We start from the raw sequence: 20583 nt of genomic DNA on the forward strand, positions 1-20583 counted from the left end.
GGTTCAGCCCAGGTCCGCCCGGCGCTGCCACACCGCCGCCGAGAGCTCGGCGAAGATCCGGCACACCTCGTCGTCACCCTCCTGCGAGGTGGCCAGCGGGCTGGTCGCACACGCGACCAGCGCGTACGGCTCGGTGTCGTCGGGGTACACCAGTGCCGCCGAATGCCGGACGCCGTCGATCCAGCCGTTCTTCAACGCGATCCGGGTCCCCTCCGGCAGACCGCGCGCGAAGTCCACCTGGAACTCCTGCGCCGCCAGCACATCCAGCATCTCGGCGCACGACGCCGGTGAGGCCAGCCGCCCCAGCTGGATCGCCGACAGCTGCGCGGCCAGGTCGGCCGCGGTGATCTCGTTGTCCACCCCGGCGTCGCGGGCGGCGTAGTCCTCGATGCCGCGCCGGGTGATGCTGCGGGTGGCCCCGGCGGCCCGGTACGCCTCCTGCGCCGCCGCGTAACCCACCTTGTCCAGCACCAGGTTGGTGGCCAGATTGGACGAACGCACGATCATCCGCCGGATCAGCCACCGCACCGAGGCGCTCGCGCCCTGGTACTGCCACACCTCCGCGTCCGAGTCGTACTCCGGATCCATCGCGAAGCCGCCGCCCACCGCGGAGGTGAACTCGTTGTGCACCGCGATGTGCTCGTCGAGGTCCAGCTTCCCGGCGTCGGCGAGCCGGTAGGCCGCCGCCATCACACCGATCTTCATCGTGCTGGCCGGGTAGTGCAGCCGATCGGGCTCAAGGGTGTACACCGGCGGCTTCCCCGGCCTGCCACACCACACCGAGAACTCGCCGTCCAGCGCGCCGAACCGCGCGTCAAACCGTGTCAATGCGTCCATCGCCGCAGACGGTACCCGCCCGAAGCGACATCCACCATCGACAATACGGCCGGGTCGTTGGCAGACATTGAGGAGTCACCGACCGTTCGTTCGCCGTTAGGCTGGCGGCGCACCCCCGGCACACCCCAGACCGAAACGGCCCCGCGATGACGACTCCGACGCCGAACTCAGGCTTCACCGTTCCACCCCATGCGAAGTCGCATTACCGCTTCGACATCGGCCAGTTGCCGCCGATGCCGCCGCAACCCCGTGAACTCAAACTGGCGCTGATCCTGGCGGGCCTGGCGGTGCTGATCCACTTCGTCGGCCGTGCCTGGCACACGGCCCTGCTGGCCGCGAACCTGGGCGACAACACGCGTCCCGAACAGACGGAACAGCTGCTCACCTCGGCGTTGTCCCCGTTGATCTACGGCGCCATCGTCGTGCTGCTGGGCTGGTTCCTGTGGCGTGGTTACCGCGTCGGCCTGTGGCTGTTCGTCATCGGCACCGGCCTCGCCGCGCTGCGCGTGCTGTCGTTCGTCTGGTGGCTGGTCATCGGGTTGATACGCGACGGGTCCGCCGAGTCGATGCTGAGGTACGTGGACACGCCCGGTCCCCTCGGTGAGAACATCGCGGCGGTGTTCGCGGTGCCGGTCCTGCTCCTGCTCATCAGGCCAGCGGTCTGGCGCTGGTCGCGCAAGGCCGACGCGATCCGTACGGTCACCGGGCTCGTCAAGCGCGGCGCGCCGATCCGGCAGCTGCCGCCCGCGATATACGAGTGAGCACAACCGTTACCGGGAAACGACTGTGACGCGGATTTGCGCGACGGCTCTACATTGAGTGAGTGACGACTCCAACCCCGTACTCCAGCGAGTTCTCGGTCCCGCCGCAGCCGGTTCCGGGCGCGACCGTCACCGAGGACATGCTGCCGCCGGTACCGCCGCGCCCGAAAGCGCTGATCACCGGTCTGATCCTGCTGGCGCTGTCCGGGCTGAGCTTCGAGATCGGCAGCCTGTTGGAGGTGATCGCCCGGTTCCAGGCATCGCCGTCACCATATGGCTCGTCCCCGGGAAACGGGGTGGTGATGTGGCTGATCTATTCGGTACTGGTGTGCGGCGCGATCATCGTGCTCGGCCGCCTCGTGTGGCTCGGTTCCCCGACCGGGCTGCTGCTGCTCATTCTCGGCACCGGATACGCGACGGCCAACCTGCTGCTCATGAACTACACGCTGGTCAGCGACCTGGTTTTCGAGCCATCGCCGCCGGGACTCACCGACTACGTCCTACAGGACCCGCAGACCGTCGGTCTCCGTGTCGCCGTCGTGCTCGCGTTGCCAGCGTTGATCGCGTTCTGCTGGCGGTCCAGCCGGCGCTGGTCGCGCCGGGCCGGGATGATCCGGCACGTGCGCGGGTTCATCAGGAAGGGCAGACCGGTGACGATGCTGCCGCCCGCGATGTACGAGTGAGCACAACCCGTCGTGGCCTTGAGTTTCAGCGACCGGACGACTACAGTCGACGGTGACGCTGTCGCCACGACAGGACGGTACGCGATGCGCACCCCCAAACGGACCTGGCGGTTTCACTTCGGCGGGCACCCCTCCCGCGTCCCCGAGGGCTGGGTTCGGCTGGACGCGCCCCTGGACAACGAACTCCTCCACGACGGACCGCCGCAGGTCGGGCTGACCCTGGCGGGGCTGCGCGAGGCCATCGGACGGCAGCCGCCCGCCCGCGTCGAGGACCTGTTCACCATCGCGGTGGCCGTCTACACCGCCGACCGGCGCGCGCCGCGTCGCCGCGACGGCAAACCGCGCCGCTTCGAGCTCAACATCCCGGTGTCCGAACCCGACACCTGGAACCGGCCGCAGTCGCGGGCGCTGCTGTGCGCCCTGCTGGGGGGACTGTCGGGTGACGAGTGGACGGTCCAGTTCAGACAGGACGTCAACCCGCCGCCGTGGCAGTCGCAGCTGCTACCCGCCGAAGTCGAGGCGGTGGCGCTGTTCTCCGGCGGCCTGGACTCGTTCTGCCACGCCGGTCTGCTGCGCCCTGCGTCGAAGGTCGTCCTGGTCTCACACGGACTGGGCCCCAACCTGCGGGAACGCAAACGCGAACTACGCGCCGCCCTCGGCGGCGAGACGGTGATGTCGGCCGAGTTCCAGGTGCGCATCAACGCCGTGCCGGGAACCGAACGCGAACCGCACCCGCGCACCCGGGCGCTGCTGTTGCTGGCCGCCGGGGTGCTGGTGTGCGCGGCCAACGGCGTCGACACCCTGCACTGCCCCGAGAACGGGCTGCTGGCCCTGCATCCGGCGAAAGCGCCACTGTGGTCACAGTCGGCGACCCCGATCCCGCCCATGACCGTGCACCTCGCCAACGCACTGCTCGACAGCCTCGACGTGGACACCCGGGTGGTCAACCCGTACGCCGAGCTGACCAAGGGCGAGGTGTGTGAACGCGCCGTGGACGCCGGATGGCGGCGCTCGCTGCTGGGCCGCACCATCACCTGCGTCAACCCCGACAAGAAGTCCAGCGGCCGGTTCGGCAACTGCGGCTACTGCCGCCACTGCCTGGTCCGGCACGCGGCCCTGGTGCGGGTCGGCGGCGATCTGACCGAATACCGCGACGTGTACCCGCCCGAGATCCCGTTGATGGCCCCCGGTCCGCACGACAAGGACCTGCGGGCGCTGCGCGCCTGGCTCGGTGGCGAGCTGACCGCCGAGCAACTGGCGCCGCTGCCACCCGAGGCCGACGCCGCGCGCGCTCTGGCCGTCGTGGAGCGGGCCCGGCTGGAACTGGCCGACATCTACCGCGTCTGAACCGGCCTCGACGCGCGCTCCGGAGTCCTTGCAAGGTTTTTGCAAGGTTCGATACGTAGATTCGGTATCGCCCGATATCGATGGTCTGGGTGTGGTTGGAGACGATTCCGTCCGGTTCGCCTCCCGCACTCCGCGGTTATCGGCGCCGAGGAGAAACGAAGATGACGCCATTGGACGAACGCGAGTTCAACGATTTCGTCGCGGCCCGGTTCGACCGGCTGGGACGGTTCGCGTACTTGCTGTGCGGCGACTGGCATCGTTCCGAGGACGCCGTCCAGAAGGCGTTCACCAAGCTGTACCTGGTGTGGTCCAAACGCGACATCAGGTCCCCGGACGCCTACGTGCGCCGCATCATCGTCAACGTCATCAACGACGACTACCGACTGGGCTTCCTCAAGCGGGAACGGGTCGTCGACGAGCTGCCAGACCGGCTCGGCCCGGACGGTTCCGAGGCCAGCGACGACCGGCTGATGGTGCTGGCCGCGCTGACCCAGCTGCCCAAACGGCAGCGCACCGCGGTGGTGCTGCGGTACTGGGAGGACCTGCCCATCGAACAGGTCGCCGAGATCATGAAGTGCACGACCGGCGCCGTGAAGAGCCAGAGCTCCCGGGGCCTGGCGGCGCTGCGCGCCATCATCGACGGCACCCGCTCATCCCACGACAAGACACCCCCGGAGGGGTTGGCCCGGCTGCGCCCGGCGACCTGAGAGCCCGACCGCTGGCACCAAGGCGCCATTCCGCGAAATTGTGGATCTCCAGTATGGAGATCTAAGTATTCGTGTATATGCTTACGCCGCTCGCCACATGCGACACGGGACCGCGACAGCTCATCCGGAAAGGACGCACCATGGGAGTCGTCGCTGGCCAGCTGGCGGCACTGACGGTGACGGTATCGTCGCCGGACGCGAGGATGCGTGCCACCGTCACGGCCGGAAAGCCGCGTTCGTTCGGGTTCCGCCCCAACACCTACCGCTTCTACACCGAGGATCGGCTGGGGCACCAGCTCGCCCGGCTGGCCACCCTGGCTTACATCGGACACCAGCGCGGCGTGGACCGGATCCACGCCGAGAACGACATGACGGTCATCCGCGACCCCCGACAGGCCCGCGATCCCGCCGAGGCAACCTTCGTCGAACGGTCCAACAGCATCACCGTCGCGGGCGTCGGGGCCCGGAAAATGGTTCGCTTCAAGACAACCGGCATGCTGAACTGGCAGTGCCGCATCGCGGAGGGGACGGTGCGGCGACTGTCCGAGAAGGAGTTCGTTTCGGAGGTGTCGTTGGCCGTCAACGACGTGCTCGGCAAGACCCACAGCATCGCCATGCTGCTCAAGGACGAGTACCGCGGCCGGGTGCTGTCGCACGACGTCCGGGAGAGACTCATCGCCGAACTGTCGGCCGCTTAGAGTGAACCCATGCGCGCGGCCAGGCTGATCTCGATGGTGTTGCTGCTGCAGAACCGCGGCAGCCTCACCGCCGATCAGCTGTCCGCCGAACTGGGCGTCAGCCCGCGCACCATCGCCCGCGACGCCACCGAACTGGCCGAGGCCGGAATCCCCGTCTACGCCGAACAGGGCCGCGGCGGCGGGTACCGGCTGCTGGACGGCTTCCGCACCCGGCTGACCGGCCTGGGGCGCGCCGAAGTCGAGGCACTGTTCCTGTCGGGTGCCCCCGAGGCGCTCAGCGGGATGGGCCTGGACTCGGCCGCGCTGGCGGCACGGCTGAAGATCGGCGCCGCCCTGGCCCCGTCGGTGCGCGAGGCGCCCCGCCGGGTCGGGCAGCGGTTCCACCTCGACGCGCCCGGCTGGTTCCGGAAACTGGAGACCCCGGACGCGCTGGCGGAACTGTCGAGCGCCGTGTGGAGCGACCGGCTGGTCGAGGTGCGCTACCGGCGCGGGCGGCGACTGGGCGAGACCGCCGAACCCGAACCCGTGACGCGCACCCTGGCCCCGTTCGGGCTGGTCCTCAAGGCGGGGGTCTGGTACCTGGTGGCCGGGGTGGGCGACGACGTCCGCATCTACCGCGTCGACAGGTTCGACGACGTGGCGGTCGCCGACACGGAGTTCACTCGCGACGAGGACTTCGACCTGGCCGCGTTCTGGCGGCGGCAGCAGGAGGAATTCGCCGCGTCGATGATGCGCGAGCACATTGTGGTGCGGCTCAGCCCCGACGGTCGGCAGCGGCTGCACCGCGCGGTGGACGCCGCGACCGTGGCCGGTGCTGAGTTCGACGAGCCCGACGCCGACGGCTGGACCCGGGCGCGGCTGCCGGTCGAGACGCTGGACGTCGCCTACGAGGAGATGCTGTCGCTGGGCCCCGACGTCGAGGTCGTCGAACCGAAACCGCTCCGGGCTCGGCTGGCCGAGGCGGCCCGGCGGCTGGGGGAGCTGTACGACTGACGGCGCGACAGCGGCCGCCGCGCCGCGTCTTGGCCGTGGCCGTCCGACTCGTCGTACCGGACGGCCACGCCGCTCGTCCTACCGGTACCCGGTCGGGTCGGCCGGTTTGCCGGGCTCTTGGATGTCGCGGTAGTACGGGCCGAAGACCGGCTGTGAGCCGTCCGCGTCCTTCACGCCGTACTCCGGCGCGAGATCCCAGCTCGCCACCGACTTGCCGTTCCACCGGTGCCGCTCGGGATCGGAAGCCACCGCCACCAGACACCGCGCCACGTACGTCGGCGTCTCGGACATGCAGAAATGCGGCTCGTTCTTCGTCGCGTCCCGCCAGGTTTCCTCGGTGACCCCGAAGTGGTCCAGCATCGCCTCGGACCGCAGCCAGCCCGGCGACAACGCCAACGCCGTGCCGCCGTGCGGTTCGAGCTCCTTGGACAGCGCGAACGCCATCCGCATCGGAGTCACCTTCGCCAGGTCGTAGAAGAAGTCGTCCCGATACTGCGCGTTGAACTCCGTGTTGCCGTCGGTGACCTCGAAGACCAGCCCGCCCGGGTTCTTGATCAGCAACGGCAGCGCGTAGTAACTGGTGATGATGTGGGTGTCGATCGCCAGCCGCATCATCCGGAACCCGTTGTCGAGATCGTATTCCCACAACTTCGCGTCCCACTTGGTCAGATGGTCCCCGCCCCAGATGTCGTTGACGAGGATGTCCAGCCGTCCCTGCTCGGATTCGATGCGCGCCACCAGATCGCGGACCTGCTCCCTGTCGAGGTGGTCGCAGACCACCCCGAACCCGGTGCCTCCGGCCTCGGCGATCTTCGCCGCCGTGCCCTCGATGGTCTCCGGACGGTCCATCTCGGAGCGTTTGGCGTCGCTGCTGCGTCCGGTGGCGTAGACGATCGCACCCGCGCGCGCCAGTTCCACGGCGAAGGCGCGGCCGCTGCCCCGAGTGGCTCCCGCGACCAACGCGACCTTGCCCGCCAGTGGTTTGTCCTGTGTCATGTCGTTCTCCATTCGTCGATGCGAGCCGACGCTAACAACAAAACTGGACAATCCTTGTCAGGTTTTATCGACGAAGTTCGACGAGGTGACACGATCGGGGCCGAAGCGACGCGTGTGCCGCCCGGCGGCGGGTGCCCGCTGGGTCGGCAGCGATGGCGACGGGGACGGGGACTCGGCAAGCGCGTCGGCGTAGTAGTCGCGCGGTCGTCCCCGGGAGTCGAAGGCAGCCATCAGCTTCTGGCCGGTCATCTCGATGAGCTTGTAACTGATGATCGCCACCGGGACGGCGGCGCAGAACACCATGATCGCCGTGATCGGGAACGCCAGCGGGTGCCGGTGGTCGGGAAGCGCGCCGATGTACCGCAGGTACCGCATGATCGGTTCGTGCCACAGGTACAGGCTGTAGCTGGCCATGCTGACCGACACCAGCGGACGCCACTTCAGCCACCGGGGACGGATCGTGGTCCCCATCGCCGTGGAGGCGATGAGCAGTCCGCAGCCCGCCGCGAAAGCCGGATGCAGCAACGGTTCGACTCCTTGCGCCGGCCGCAGGTACAGTCCGGCGGCCAGGATCGCCATACCCGACAACAGGACCAGGATCTGGGTCAGGCCGTGCCGGAACCGCAGCCCGGCGGCGTAGAAGATGGATATCAGCAGTCCGACGGCGAACACGTCTAGTTTGGCCAGTGGCCCGAACCAGGTGGGCCAGTGGTCGGCGGGCACGTGGTAGACGTATGCCGCCGCGAGCTTGTAGACGACGCTGGCGCCGATGAGGGTCAGCGTCCCCCCGATGAGCAGCGTGAGTTTCGCGCCGCGGGTGCGCAGTCGCTGACAGCACTTCTGCGCCAGCGCGCCCAGGAGGGCCAGCAGCAGGTAGTAGTGCATCTCGTTGGCCAGCGACCAGGCCGGTCCGTCGGTGTAGAAGATGTACTCCTGGCTGTAGACGTGCGTGAACGTCAAGTGCAGCACCAGATCCCGCCAGTTCCCGGGCAGGTCCGGGTTGGTGATGGCCCACACGGTGCACACCACGATGTAGTACAGCGGAATCAGGCGGGTCGCGCGGCGCAGCAGCAGCGCCCGGCCGCTGCGCGGCGCCGCCTCACCCAGACACGACTTCGCGTACTGCAGTCCCAGCAGCAGACCGGACAGTACGAAGAACAGGTCGACGCACAGGTCGGTGGCGAGCATGACCTCGTGCCAGATGGTGCCCTCCAGCGGCCATTTCCAGTCCGGCGCCCGCCAGTTGTTCTGGTAGGCGTGGAAGGTCATGACCGACACCGCCGCCAGTGCCCGGTAGCCGTGCACCTCCAGCCGCTGGCTGGTGGCGACCGAGCCGCCAGCGTCGTCGACCGCACCGGGCCGGATCGTCTTCATCACGCGGCTCCGGGGTGCTTGTGGCGCGGCGTGACGACCCAGCGACGTTCACCCGACAGTTCCTTCAGCTGGGCGACCCGGCAGATGACGTTCTTCCACTCGGTGTAGAAGATCGCGTTGAACAGCAGATACACCCCGAACCACCAGGGCTTCTTCTTGATCTCGGGAACCGCCAGCCGCCACGCGAACAGGGTCTGCACCGGCCCCACCGACAGCGCGTACAGCGAGGTCAGCAGGAACGCGGGGATCATCCAGTCCAGTTTGGTGACCCCACCGGCCTGCCAGGCCAGCGCGGCCACCACCGGGACGATCTGCAGGCTCGCCCACGGCGTGAGTTCCCGCCAGCCCAGCAGGAACAGCGAGCCGAGTTTGTTGCGGGTGTTGAACGAGGCCGAGCGCAACGTCGCCAGCAGGTGCCGGCGCGACACCTGGAACCAGCCCTGCGCCCAGCGCATCCGCTGATGCCACAGCGGTCCGAGGGATTCGGGGGCCAGCTCGAAACTGAGCAGCGCCGGGTCGCTGACGATGCGGCTGCCCTGCAACAGTGCCCGCATCGAGGAGTCGATGTCCTCGGTGAGCATGTCGGGCCGCATCCGGATGCGGCGCAGCAGCGAGGTGCGCCAGAAACCGTTGGAGCCGCCGAAGATCCCGAAGCCGTGCAGCGCGGCGCGTCCGGGGTGGCTGACGGCGTAGATCGCCTCGAACTCCACCGCGACGGTGCGCGGCACCCAGGCGTCGTGTCCGTTGCGGACGACGCAGTGGCCCTGTACGACGTCGGCGCCGTCGGCGATCCAGCGCCAGGCCCGGTGGAAGGCCAGCGGGGCCGGTTGGTGGTCGGCGTCGAAGACGCCGACGAACTCGCCCGTCGCCACTCCCAGTGCGGCGTTGACGTTTTGGGCCTTGGACGTGGAGAACGGCACCTCCAGCACCACCAGCCGCGGGTCGCGTCGGGCCAGCAGTCGCAGCTGTGCCTCGACCGGCAGCGGACGGGGCGTGTTGTACGCCAGGATCACCTGCAACCGTCCCGGATAGTTCTGGGCCAGCAGGGCCCGGACGGTGTCGATGATGGTCTCGGCCTCGTTGGGCAGGTACGCCGCGATGATGGCCGAGGCCGGTGGGAACGGTTCCTTGGGTTCTCCGGGCCGCTTGGGGTCCAGGGCGTGCAGGTTCTCCGCCCACATCAGGGCCGAGTTGACGACCAGGACCGCCACGATCACCAGATACGCGGGGGTGAGGATGTCGATGCCCACAGTATCCAGTCCCATGTAGACCCCGAGTGGCAGCCCGATGCCCAGCAGCAGGGTCGTCACAATCTGGACGGTGGTGCGGAACCGGCCGGGCTTCTTCGACTCGGCGCCGCCCTCGAGGTGTTCGGAGCTCCAGCGCACCGGAACCAGGTCGAGTTTGTGCGCGGCCAGATCGGTGGCCAGCGACGCTCTGCGGATCAGTTCGCCCGCGTGCGGGGCCCGCCGGCTCGTGGACACCGGCACCCAGCCGCAGGCGGGGACGACCTCCGGCGGCCAGGCGTCGTAGGACTCGGCCAGCAGCGACATCAACGCGCCCAGCCGGGCCTGTATCCGCTTGGGCTTGTCGCCGCGCAGCAACACCAACAGGTCGTCACCGGCGACAGTCAACAGTTCGAATTGGTCCAACTGGGTTTCTACTATGGATGCGACGCCCGGCGGCGGTGCTCCGAAGGTCTGGTGGCCGCCCCGCAGCGACGGCACCATGCGGATGACCGCGACGCACGGCCCGGGGCGCGCCCTGGTGTTGCGCAACCGTTCCAGGGTCTTGGTCCACTCGGGAAGGGGGAGGAACCGGCCCGTCTGGGTCTCGACGGTCGTGGTGGATACCGGGTGTTCGCGAAGCAGGTTGTCGGTCACAGGGGCCACCGGTGAATAAGCATTGGGGTTCCTTTGGGAGGAGTTAGGAACTGCGGTCGGGCGGTGAGCGCACGGTGCCGCTGCCAGGACCAAGGGACCCGTCAATGCTGCGAAAGACGCTATAGCGGGTATGGAATACGTGCTAAGGCGTCTTTTCGCGAATAGCGAGGGCAACCGTGCCGGGGATGCCAGATCGCGTCTATTCAGCTATGCGCCGCCGAGGGATTGGCGACGTGGGAAAGCGTAAACCCTCATCCGAACGAACTACATTAAGGCAATGTTAAATATGCGTGACCTTGGTGTGTGACGTCCCGCGACCAGGCATTGACCGCAATAAACGGACTAAGGAAATGGCGGGTTCGCCGCCGGATAACACTCCGGCCACAAACCCGCCATTATGGCGTTCCTATCCCACTATTTGGCGAGCAGCGAGCGCAGCACGTACTGCAGGATGCCGCCGTGCCGGTAGTACTCCGCCTCACCAGGGGTGTCGATGCGCACCACGGCCTCGAAGTCGGCCACCTGCTCACCGGCCGGGCTGGTCGCCGTGACCCGCACGGTGCCCGGCACCGGACCGTCGTTGAGCGCGGTGATGCCGGAGATCGCGAAGCTCTCCTCACCGGTCAGCCGCAGCTTGTCGGCCGACTGTCCCTCCGGGAACTGCAACGGCAGCACGCCCATGCCGATCAGGTTCGACCGGTGAATGCGCTCATAGGACTCGGCGATGACGGCCCGAACCCCCAGCAGCCGGGTGCCCTTGGCCGCCCAGTCCCTTGAGGAACCGGAGCCGTATTCCTTGCCCGCCAGAACGACCAGCGGTGTCCCGGCCGAGGCGTAGTTCTGCGCGGCGTCGTAGATCGTCGTCACCGGAGCCTCGTCGGCGGTGAAGTCGCGGGTGAAGCCGCCCTCGGTGCCCGGCGCCAGCTGGTTGCGCAGCCGGATGTTGGCGAAGGTGCCGCGGATCATCACCTCGTGGTTGCCGCGCCGGGAACCGTAGGAGTTGAAGTCGGCCGGGCCGACCCCGTTGTCCTTCAGGTACTTGCCGGCCGGGGAATCGGCCTTGATGGCACCGGCGGGGGAGATGTGGTCGGTGGTGACCGAGTCGCCCAGCTTCGCCAGCACCCGGGCGCCGGTGATGTCGCCGACCGCCTCGGGGCTCGCGGGCATCCCCTCGAAGTACGGCGCCTTGCGCACGTAGGTCGAGTCGGTGTCCCACTCGAAGGTGTTGCCGGTCGGGATCGGCAGCGCCTTCCAGCGCTCGTCGCCGTCGAAGACGTTGGCGTAGTCGGCGGTGAACATCTCGCGCCCGATCGAGGAGTTGACGACCGTGGCGATCTCCTCGGCCGAGGGCCAGATGTCGGCCAGCATGATCGGCTTGCCGTCGGCGTCGTTCCCCAGCGGCTCGTTGTTGAGGTCGAAGTCCATCGAACCGGCCAGCGCGTAGGCGACCACCAGCGGCGGCGAGGCCAGGTAGTTCATCTTCACGTCCGGGTTGATGCGGCCCTCGAAGTTGCGGTTGCCCGACAGCACCGAGGTCACCGCCAGGTCGCCGTCGGCCACAGCCTTGGAGATGGCCTCCGGCAGCGGGCCGGAGTTGCCGATGCATGTGGTGCAGCCGTAGCCGACCAGGTTGAAGCCCAGCTTGTCCAGGTACGGGCTCAGTCCGGCCCGCTCCAGGTAACCGGTCACGACCTGCGATCCCGGTGCCAGCGAGGTCTTCACCCACGGCTTGCGCGACAGTCCCTTGTCGACGGCGTTCTTGGCCAGCAGCGCCGCGCCCACCATCACGTACGGGTTGGAGGTGTTGGTGCACGAGGTGATGGCCGCGATGACCACCGCGCCGTGGTCGATCTCGGTGGCGGTGCCGTCGTCGAGCACCACCGACATCGGGTGGTGCGGACGGCCGTCGCCGGGCGACTCGGCGGGGGCGTCGGAGGCCGGGAAGCTCTCCTTGCCCGCCTCGTCGTCGTCACCGTTGCTGACGTAGTCGCGCACGTTGGAGCGCCAGGTGTCCTTGGCGGCGGTGATGGCGATGCGGTCCTGCGGGCGCTTCGGCCCGGCGATCGAGGGCACCACGGTGGCCAGGTCCAGCTCCAGGTACTCGCTGTACTCGGCCTCTTTGGACGGATCGTGCCACATGCCCTGCGCCTTGGCGTAGGCCTCGACCAGCGCGACCTGCTCGTCGCTGCGGCCGGTCAGCCGCAGGTAGGCCAGCGTCTCGTCGTCGATGGGGAAGATGGCGCAGGTGGAGCCGAACTCGGGGCTCATGTTGCCCAGCGTCGCCCGGTCGGCCAGCGGCACCGAACCGACGCCCTCGCCGTAGAACTCCACGAACTTGCCGACCACGCCGTGGGCGCGCAGCTGCTCGGTGACGGTCAGCACCAGGTCGGTGGCGGTGGCGCCCGCGGGCAGCTCGCCGGTCAGCTTGAAGCCGACGACGCGGGGGATCAGCATCGAGATCGGCTGGCCCAGCATGGCCGCCTCGGCCTCGATACCGCCCACGCCCCAGCCCAGCACGCCCAGGCCGTTCTCCATGGTGGTGTGCGAGTCGGTGCCGACGCAGGTGTCGGGGTAGACCACGCCGTCGCGGTCCATGACGACGCGGGCCAGGTGCTCGATGTTCACCTGGTGGACGATGCCGGTGCCCGGCGGCACCACCTTGAACTCGTCAAAGGCGGTCTGGCCCCAGCGCAGGAACTGGTACCGCTCCTTGTTGCGCTGGTACTCACGCTCCACATTGCGCTCGAAGGAGTCGGGGTGGCCGAAGAAGTCGACCATGACGGAGTGGTCGATGACCAGCTCGGCGGGCGCCAGCGGGTTGATCGCGGCCGGGTCGCCGCCCAGGTCGCGGACGGCCTCGCGCATGGTCGCCAGGTCGACGACACAGGGGACGCCGGTGAAGTCCTGCATGATGACGCGGGCGGGCGTGAACTGGATCTCCACACTGGGCGCCGCCTTCGGGTCCCACGAGCCCAGCGCCCGGATGTGACCCTCGGTGATGTTGGCGCCGTCCTCGGTGCGCAGCAGGTTCTCCAGCAGGATCTTCAGGCTGTACGGCAACCGATCGTGCCCGCTCACGGCGTCGATGCGGTAGTAGGTGTGCTCGGTGTCGCCGACGCGAAGTTCGGCGCGCGCGGCGAAGGTGTCAATGCTCGGCACGGGTGCTCCCAGGTCGTAAATCCGTTTTCGGTGTCAGTCTGCCGGATGGTCTTTGCCAGGCGGCATGGGATCGGCCAGATCCCGCTAACCAAACCGTACGTCCGTCTTGTTAAAATGTCAACCACCGAGTCACAGGAGTCACCGTGTACTACGCCATTCACCACGTCCAGCTCACCTGCGCGCCCGGCACCGAGGACGCGCAGCGGGCCTTCTTCGCCGACGTGCTGGGCCTGACCGAGGTCGCCAAACCCGCCAGCCTCGCCGCCCGCGGCGGCTGCTGGTTCCGGGGCCCCGGGGATGCGGGCACCATCGAGTTCCACCTCGGCGTCGTGGACGGCGCCGAACCCCAGCCCAAGGCCCACCCCGGCCTGGTGTGGGGCGACATCACCACCCTGCGCGCGCTGGCCGAGCGGCTCGAGGACGCCGGACACCCCGTGACCTGGGACGGCGAACTGCACGGTGTGCCCATGCACCTCAATGGATCCCCCGGGGCGCCGCTGCACGAGCCCGGTATGCACCGGTTCTACACAAAGGACCCCAACGGCAACCGGCTGGAGTTCTTGGCGCCGATGGAATAGTCGGATAGGTTGTCGCGCATGCCCCGAAATCTGGTCCTCGTCGCCGTGCTCGCGTTGGGAGTCGTGGCGGCGTGCGACGGCTCCGGCAGCGCCGACACCGAGGACGACGGGAAGGGCTCCGCCAAGCCGTCCTTCGCCAACGCCACCGCCGACGAACTGTCGGGGACCTTCTTCTATCTGGCCCCGCACGACGACGGCGCCGCGGTCTACTCCTTCACCGGCGACGGGAAACCCAAGCCGGTCATGACCGGAACCGCCGACCTGTGGTCCTCGGCGACCCCCTCGCCCGACGGCAAGTACATCAGCTATGTGGAGGGTTCCAACGCGGAATCCCCGATGCGGATCTGGGACGTCGAGGCCGGTGAACCGTTGAAAGAGCAACTGGCGCAGGTGGACGGCGTCTGCAAGGAGCCGGCGTGGACTCCGGACTCCAAGCGGCTGCTCACCCACGCCGTGGCGGCCGACTCCCCGACCGAGGCGACGTGGTTCGACGTCGCCTCGGGCGAGACCAGCAAGGCCGACGTCGTCGACGGCTGCCACCCGAAGTTCCCCGTCGGAGGCGACGACACCGTCTACACCTTCATGACCGGGGACGTCACCGGTCTGGTCATGCGCGACGGAAAGAAGGAGACGACCCTGCCCGCCGAGGTCGTCAAGGGCCGCACCATCATCGACCCGGTCGCCGTGGCCCGCGACAACGCCGGACTGTGCGTGGCGACCGCCGCCGAGGGCGAACCGGTCGGCGACGCCGCCCGCAGCCTCAGCTGCGACACCATAGTAGACACCAAGACGAAGAAACCCGTGAAACTGCCCGACACCATCACCGGCGCGGTGTTCCCCGAGTCGGGCGGATTCATCACCCGCACCGGCGACGGCGAACTGAAACTGTCCGACCTGGACGACAGCGGCATCGCGACCCTCGAGGAGCCGTCGGAACTGGCCGAGGGCTTCCTGATCGGCTACGCCGAACCCGCGTGATTACTTCTCTGTAACGCCAGGGCCGCAAGGTGTCACGGTCCCGACCGAACCATGGCGTCCGGGGCCGGTTGGCTCTAGTGTCAACTCCCATGAGCGCCCCGAAAGTCGTCCTCGTCGCGGGCGCCTCGTCCGGTATCGGACAGGCGGCCGCCGAGATGCTTGCCGAACGCGGGCACACGGTGTTCGGCACCAGCCGCGATCCCGCCCGGGTCAAGGGCAAGGGCGTCACCCCGGTCCGACTGGAACTGGGCGACGACGTCTCGGCGCACCGCTGCGTCTCCGAGGTCGCCGACCGCGCCGGGCACATCGACGCGATGGTCTACAGTGCTGGGTACTTTGTGGCCGGTGCCGTCGAGGAGACCCCGGCCGCGCTGGCGCTGGCCCAGCTGGAGGCATACCTCGTGGGCGCGCACCGGCTGGTGCGGGCGGTACTGCCGATCATGCGCGACGTCGGCGAGGGGCGGCTGATCCTGATGAGCTCCAGCGCCGCCGTGGCCCCGATCCCGTTCCACGCCGTCTACTCCGCCAGCAAGGCCGCGCTCGAGCACTACGCCGAGGCGCTGCGCTACGAGGTCGAACCGCTGGGCATCGACGTGAGCTGCGTCCAGGGCACCGGAGTGCGCACCGCCGCGGCCGCCAACGCCCGCCTCACCGAACCGGTCATCGGCGCCTACGAACCCAACCGGACCCGGGTCATCGACCGGTTCATCCGCGACCAGAACGAGGGACCCAGCCCCGACACGATCGCCGCCGCGATCGTGCGGGCCGTGGAGACCTACCGCCCGCGCGCCCGCTACCGGGTCGGCATGACCGCCAAGACGCTGCCGCTGCTGCGCGGCCTGCTGCCGTCCACCGTCTTCCGCCGCCTGCTGGCCCGCTCCTTCGGTTACCGGGCCTGAGGTCGGGGCCGGTCGGCAATCTCACAGCCGCAACCGCGCCGAAACCGGCTAGGTTCACAGTGAGCCGACCCGGAAGGTGAGTCATGACCGAGACAGTGGACAGTCAAGTGACGGACGGTATCGAGGAAGTCGAATCCGCTGAGGAACTGCGGCAGCTCATCGGGAATCCCAACTCCCGCGCGGCCAGTAAGGAACGCGCCACGCTGGCGCCACTGGACCGGCAGTTCCTGGCCGCGTCCCCGTTCTGCCTGGTCGCCACCGCCGACGCCGAGGGCAACTGCGACGTCTCGCCCAAGGGCGACCCCGCCGGTTTCACCGTCGTCCTCGACGACAGCACCATCGCCATCCCCGAACGCCCCGGCAACAAACGCGCCGACGGATTCCACAACATACTGTCCAATCCGCACGTCGGCCTGATCTACCTGCTGCCCGGACGCGGCGACACCCTGCGCATCAACGGCCGGGCCCGGCTGGTCAAGAACGCGCCGTTCTTCGACCGGATGGTCGTCAAGGGACACCGGCCGCAGTTCGCGGTACTGGTCGACATCGACGCCATCTACTACCACTGCGCCAAGGCGTTCATGCGTTCCAAACTGTGGCGCCCCGAGACCTGGCAGCCCGACGCGATGCCGTCCACGGCCGAGATCGTCAAGTCCGTCCAGCCCTACATCGACGAGAGCGTCGCCGACCTGGAACGGCACTACCAGACCGAGGTCTACTCCAAGGGCCTGTACGGCACCGGCTAGACCCTGGGGTGGAGATCGGTTTCTCCACCCTGACGCCCAGGTGGAACGGCCCGCGAATCCATAGCGTTGCGGGCATGATTCCCATCCTCATCGGCCTCGTCATCGCGGCCCTCGTCATAGTCATCCTCATCCGCCGCTTCGGAACCCGCAAGGTGGGCTCCCCGACCCGGATGTTCGTCCTGCCGCCGGTCCTGGCCGTCGTCGGCATCCTCCAGGGCGACCTGATCGACGGCCACCACCCGCTGCTGAGCGAGGTCCTGCTCGGCGTCGGCGTCGTGGCCGCCCTGGCGCTGGGCACCGGCCTCGGCTACACCCTGCGGCTGTGGCGCGACGACACCGGCGTCGTGTGGAGCCGGGGCACCAGACTGACCATCGCGATGCTGGTCGCCACGATCGCGGTGCGGCTCGGACTCATGGCCACCGGCTTCGCGCTCGACGTCGCCACCGGTACCGGCGCGATCTTCATGTTCGTCGCCGCCTGGCTGCTGGCGCAGAACACCGTGATCACCCGGCGGGTCCGCACGATTCCCGCCCCGGCCGTTAGCGTGGGCCTGTGAACAGCCGGGACGACTTCGCCAGCAAGAGCCGTAGCGTCGGCCTCATCATGATCACGGCCCTGTCGGTCGTGTTCGTGCTCAACATGTTCTTCGGCGACGAACGACCCCGCCTGGGGCTGACCGGTACCGACCTGGCGGTCACCGTCGCGACCCTGATCGCCTTCGCCTGCTTCGGTTTCGGCACCTACCTGGCGCCGTCCCGGCGACAGGTGGCGGTGGCCCTGTACCTCCTCGCGGTCGCCGCGACACTGTGGTTGACCGTGCTCGCGCCCGACCGCCCCGGCGAGCTCATGCTGTTCGTCATCGCGGGCGCGGCCGCCGCCCGGCTCCCGCTGCGGCACTCGGCCGTCGTCATGACCGCGCTGGTGCTGGGCTTCGCCGCGACGGTGCTGTCGCGCACGGACGACCTCGGGCAACTGTGGTCCCTGGTGGGCGTCCTGGGCATGTACGCCGGCATCACCGCCGCCCGCAACCGCAGGCGCACCCAGCACATCGAGCAGCAGAACCTGGTGCTCGCCGAACGGGCCCGCATCGCCCGCGAGATCCACGACATCCTGGCGCACTCGCTGTCGGCCCAGCTGGTCCACCTCGAAGGCGCCCGGCTGCTGGCCAACGCCGGACGCACCGACGAGGCCGTCGACCGCATCGAACGCGCCCGCGAACTGGCACGCGGCGGCCTCACCGAGACCCGCCGCGCCCTGGACACCCTGCGCGGCGAGACCCTCAAGGTCGACGAGGCACTGCGCGAACTGGCCGACGAACACCGCGAGGCCACCTCGGGCACCTGCACCGTCACCGTGACCGGCGAACCCCGCGACCTCGCCGCCGAGGCCGGGCTGGCGCTGGTGCGCACCGCCCAGGAGGCGCTGACCAACGTCCGCAAACACGCCAACGGCGCTGACGTCACCATCGAACTGCGCTACCGCGACGACGACTGCGAACTCGAGGTCGTCGACACCGGCGGCCGGGGCGTGGCACTGGCCGAGACCGGATCCGGCTACGGTCTGGTCGGGATGCGCGAGCGCGCCGAACTGATCGGTGGCACGCTGCGAGCCGGACCCCGCGACGGCGGCTTCGCCGTCGAGTTGCGGGTGCCGTCGTCAGGAAAGGAAGTGGGCGCGCGGTGACGACCCGGGTGCTGGTGGTCGACGACCAGACCGTCGTACGCGACGGACTGGTCCTCATCCTCGGGCTGCTGCCCGACATCGAGGTCGTCGGCGCCGCCGCCGACGGCGCCGAGGCGCTGCGGCTGGTCGACGAACACCACCCCGACGTCGTCCTGATGGACCTGCGCATGCCCCGTATGGACGGTGCCGAGGCCACCGGCCGCATCAAGGCCGCGCACCCGGAAGTCCAGATCGTCGTCCTCACCACCTACAGCGACGACGAATCCGTGTTCGCCGCCCTCAAGGCCGGGGCCCGCGGCTACCTCACCAAGGACGCCGGCGGCGAGGAGATCGCCGCCGCCATCGCGGCCGTCCGCGACGGCGCCGCCCAGCTCGCCCCGGACGTCCAGCGCCGCCTCGTCGACGCGCTGGCCTCCGGCGACAAGACCGACACCTCCGAACCGGCGAAGCCACCGCGCACCGACCTGCCCGACGGCCTCACCAAACGCGAGTCCGAAGTGCTCACACTCATCGCCGCGGGCCGCTCCAACGCCGAGATCGCCCGGCAGCTGTACATCAGCGAGGCCACCGTCAAGACCCACATCAACAACCTGTTCACCAAGGCCGCACTGCGCGACCGCGCCCAGGCGGTGACCTACGCCTACCGGCACGGCCTCGCCCCGCCGCACTGACACCTGCGTCCTTCACCACTGTCGCTGGTCAAAGCGTCGCGGGCGTTCTACGATTACCGACGATGACTTATACCGTGGTTTCCGTGTGGCTTGTGCGTCGACGTCACGTCGACTACTGCCGCGTGTCCACGGTGCTGTGTCCCTAGAAGGCTCACCCCAATCCCGCCCATGTTTTCCCGCGCCGTCGCGGCGTGCCTTCCTGGAGTACCAACATGCTCGCGTTCCTGCGAAAGATCCCGTTCTCTGCCCAACTGCTGGCCGGTCTCGTCGTCGGCCTCGGCCTGGGCTACCTCGCCCGCACCGCCGACCTCGGCTGGCTGACCACCACGCTGCAACAGGTCGGCGACCTGTTCGTCCAACTGCTGAAACTGGCGGTGCCGCCGCTGGTGTTCACCGCGATCGTCATCAGCATCGCCAACCTGCGCAAGGTCTCCAACGCCGCGCGCCTGGTCGGCAAGACCATCGGCTGGTTCATGATCACCTCACTGATAGCCGTCGCGGTGGGTCTGGGCCTCGGCCTGCTCACCAACCCCGGCTCCGGTGTGGACATCTCCACCAAGGGCGCCGAGGCGCCCGACCACGCCGGTAGCTGGACCGACTTCATCACCGGCATCATCCCCACCAACATCGTGGACTCCTTCGTCCAGGTCAACGTGCTGCAGATCGTGTTCATCGCGATCGTCGTGGGCGCGGCGGCCGTCGCGGTGGGGGACAAGGCGAAGCCGTTCCTGTCCTTCAACCAGTCGCTTCTGGACCTGGTGCAGAAGGTGCTGTGGTGGATCATCCGCTTGGCGCCCATCGGCACCGCCGGACTCATCGGCACCGCCGTGGCCACCTACGGCTGGAGCCTGCTGGCCCCGCTGGCGACCTTCAGCATCGACGTCTACGTCGGCTGCCTCATCGTCCTGTTGGGCGTCTACCCGCTGCTGCTGGGCCTGGTCGGCCGGGTCAACCCGGTGACGTTCTTCCGCAAGTCCTGGCCCGCCATCGAACTGGCCTTCGCGTCGCGCTCCTCGGTGGGCACCATGCCGCTGGCGCAGCGCATCGTCACCAAACGCCTCGGCGTTGACAAAGACTACGCGTCCTTCGCCTCCCCGTTCGGCGCCACCACCAAGATGGACGGTTGCGCCGCGATCTACCCGGCGCTGGCGGCGATCTTCGTCGCGCAGGTCTTCGGCGTGAACCTGTCCATAGGGGACTACCTGCTGATCGCCTTCGTGTCGGTCGTGGGATCGGCGGCCACCGCCGGACTCACCGGCGCGATCGTCATGCTCACCCTGACGCTGAGCACGCTGGGCCTCCCGCTGGAGGGCGTCGGCCTGCTGCTGGCCATCGACCCGGTGCTGGACATGATCCGCACCGCCACCAACGTGGCCGGTCAGATGGTGGTGCCGGTGCTGGTGTCGCGCGGCGAGAAGACCCTCGACGTGGCGGTGTTCAACGCCCCCAACCAGCCGCTCGACGGCTCGGACGCGGTCCAGCGCCCCGAGCGTGAGACCGGCGTGGTGCGCGAACCCGAACCGGCCTTCGGTTCCTGACGCTGTCGAACAGGGGACGGCCCGCGAGGCGGGCCGTCCCCTGTTCGCGTG

General features: G+C 68.7%; 19 protein-coding genes. 14 read left to right on the top strand and 5 right to left on the bottom strand.

What is annotated here, in order from left to right; all coding sequences use genetic code 11:
* Positions 1-3: 3 nt before the first annotated feature.
* A complete protein-coding gene (locus SNAS_RS14900; protein WP_013018265.1) occupies positions 4-837 on the bottom strand; it encodes a serine hydrolase in 834 nt (277 codons plus the stop codon).
* Between the two features lie 146 nt (positions 838-983).
* Between SNAS_RS14900 and SNAS_RS14905 the strand changes: the two genes are divergently transcribed.
* The 6 genes from SNAS_RS14905 to SNAS_RS14930 all read left to right on the top strand — a co-directional run bounded on the left by SNAS_RS14905 (position 984) and on the right by SNAS_RS14930 (position 6026).
* Positions 984-1598, top strand: coding sequence for a hypothetical protein (locus SNAS_RS14905; RefSeq protein WP_041624911.1), 615 nt, complete (start codon positions 984-986; stop codon positions 1596-1598).
* 62 nt (positions 1599-1660) lie between these two features.
* Positions 1661-2281 carry a hypothetical protein gene (locus tag SNAS_RS14910; RefSeq protein ID WP_013018267.1) on the top strand — a complete coding sequence of 207 codons (621 nt, stop codon included), beginning with the start codon at positions 1661-1663 and terminating at the stop codon, positions 2279-2281.
* Between the two features lie 84 nt (positions 2282-2365).
* Positions 2366-3628: a 7-cyano-7-deazaguanine synthase gene (locus tag SNAS_RS14915; protein WP_013018268.1), complete on the top strand. Its 1263-nt coding sequence runs from the start codon at positions 2366-2368 to the stop codon at positions 3626-3628.
* A 161-nt stretch (positions 3629-3789) separates the two neighbouring features.
* Positions 3790-4335, top strand: coding sequence for a SigE family RNA polymerase sigma factor (locus tag SNAS_RS14920; protein ID WP_013018269.1), 546 nt, complete (start codon positions 3790-3792; stop codon positions 4333-4335).
* A 140-nt stretch (positions 4336-4475) separates the two neighbouring features.
* The gene (locus tag SNAS_RS14925; RefSeq protein WP_013018270.1) at positions 4476-5033 is read left to right on the top strand and encodes a hypothetical protein; all 558 of its coding nucleotides are present in this window, start codon (positions 4476-4478) and stop codon (positions 5031-5033) included.
* A gap of 9 nt (positions 5034-5042) precedes the next feature.
* The gene (locus tag SNAS_RS14930; RefSeq protein WP_013018271.1) at positions 5043-6026 is read left to right on the top strand and encodes a helix-turn-helix transcriptional regulator; all 984 of its coding nucleotides are present in this window, start codon (positions 5043-5045) and stop codon (positions 6024-6026) included.
* A 78-nt stretch (positions 6027-6104) separates the two neighbouring features.
* Here the strand turns inward: SNAS_RS14930 and SNAS_RS14935 are convergent, their stop codons facing one another.
* From SNAS_RS14935 to acnA, 4 genes are all read right to left on the bottom strand, one after another.
* Complete coding sequence (locus SNAS_RS14935; protein WP_013018272.1) at positions 6105-7022, bottom strand: SDR family oxidoreductase; 918 nt, start codon at positions 7020-7022, stop codon at positions 6105-6107.
* Positions 7023-7079: 57 nt separating this feature from the next.
* Positions 7080-8396, bottom strand: coding sequence for an acyltransferase family protein (locus SNAS_RS14940; RefSeq protein WP_013018273.1), 1317 nt, complete (start codon positions 8394-8396; stop codon positions 7080-7082).
* Positions 8396-10279 carry a glycosyltransferase family 2 protein gene (locus SNAS_RS14945; RefSeq protein WP_013018274.1) on the bottom strand — a complete coding sequence of 628 codons (1884 nt, stop codon included), beginning with the start codon at positions 10277-10279 and terminating at the stop codon, positions 8396-8398. The genes SNAS_RS14940 and SNAS_RS14945 overlap by 1 nt, the downstream gene beginning before the upstream one ends.
* Before the next feature lie 414 nt (positions 10280-10693).
* Complete coding sequence (acnA, locus tag SNAS_RS14950) at positions 10694-13438, bottom strand: aconitate hydratase AcnA (RefSeq protein WP_013018275.1); 2745 nt, start codon at positions 13436-13438, stop codon at positions 10694-10696.
* Between the two features lie 143 nt (positions 13439-13581).
* Here acnA and SNAS_RS14955 point away from each other — a divergent pair, with 143 nt between their 5' ends.
* The 8 genes from SNAS_RS14955 (at position 13582) to SNAS_RS14990 (ending at position 20532) form a co-directional block, all read left to right on the top strand.
* Positions 13582-14016, top strand: a complete 435-nt coding sequence (locus SNAS_RS14955) for a VOC family protein (RefSeq protein ID WP_013018276.1) — start codon at positions 13582-13584, stop codon at positions 14014-14016.
* Positions 14017-14034: 18 nt separating this feature from the next.
* Positions 14035-14994, top strand: a complete 960-nt coding sequence (locus SNAS_RS14960) for a TolB-like translocation protein (RefSeq protein ID WP_013018277.1) — start codon at positions 14035-14037, stop codon at positions 14992-14994.
* 89 nt (positions 14995-15083) lie between these two features.
* Positions 15084-15893, top strand: coding sequence for an SDR family NAD(P)-dependent oxidoreductase (locus SNAS_RS14965; RefSeq protein ID WP_013018278.1), 810 nt, complete (start codon positions 15084-15086; stop codon positions 15891-15893).
* Positions 15894-15976: 83 nt separating this feature from the next.
* Positions 15977-16639 carry a pyridoxamine 5'-phosphate oxidase family protein gene (locus SNAS_RS14970; protein WP_013018279.1) on the top strand — a complete coding sequence of 221 codons (663 nt, stop codon included), beginning with the start codon at positions 15977-15979 and terminating at the stop codon, positions 16637-16639.
* Between the two features lie 74 nt (positions 16640-16713).
* Positions 16714-17196 (top strand): CcdC protein domain-containing protein, encoded by a 483-nt coding sequence (locus SNAS_RS14975; protein ID WP_013018280.1) that lies wholly within the window; start codon positions 16714-16716, stop codon positions 17194-17196.
* On the top strand, positions 17193-18323 hold the full coding sequence (locus tag SNAS_RS32805) for a sensor histidine kinase (RefSeq protein WP_013018281.1): 1131 nt from the start codon (positions 17193-17195) through the stop codon (positions 18321-18323). Before SNAS_RS14975 ends, SNAS_RS32805 begins: the two co-directional genes overlap by 4 nt.
* Entirely contained in the window at positions 18320-18994 is a 675-nt protein-coding gene (locus SNAS_RS14985; protein ID WP_013018282.1) for a response regulator, read from the top strand. The genes SNAS_RS32805 and SNAS_RS14985 overlap by 4 nt, the downstream gene beginning before the upstream one ends.
* A 212-nt stretch (positions 18995-19206) precedes the next feature.
* Positions 19207-20532 carry a dicarboxylate/amino acid:cation symporter gene (locus SNAS_RS14990; RefSeq protein ID WP_013018283.1) on the top strand — a complete coding sequence of 442 codons (1326 nt, stop codon included), beginning with the start codon at positions 19207-19209 and terminating at the stop codon, positions 20530-20532.
* Positions 20533-20583: the final 51 nt, after the last annotated feature.

This window comes from Stackebrandtia nassauensis DSM 44728, from assembly GCF_000024545.1.
Lineage (GTDB): Bacteria > Actinomycetota > Actinomycetes > Mycobacteriales > Micromonosporaceae > Stackebrandtia > Stackebrandtia nassauensis.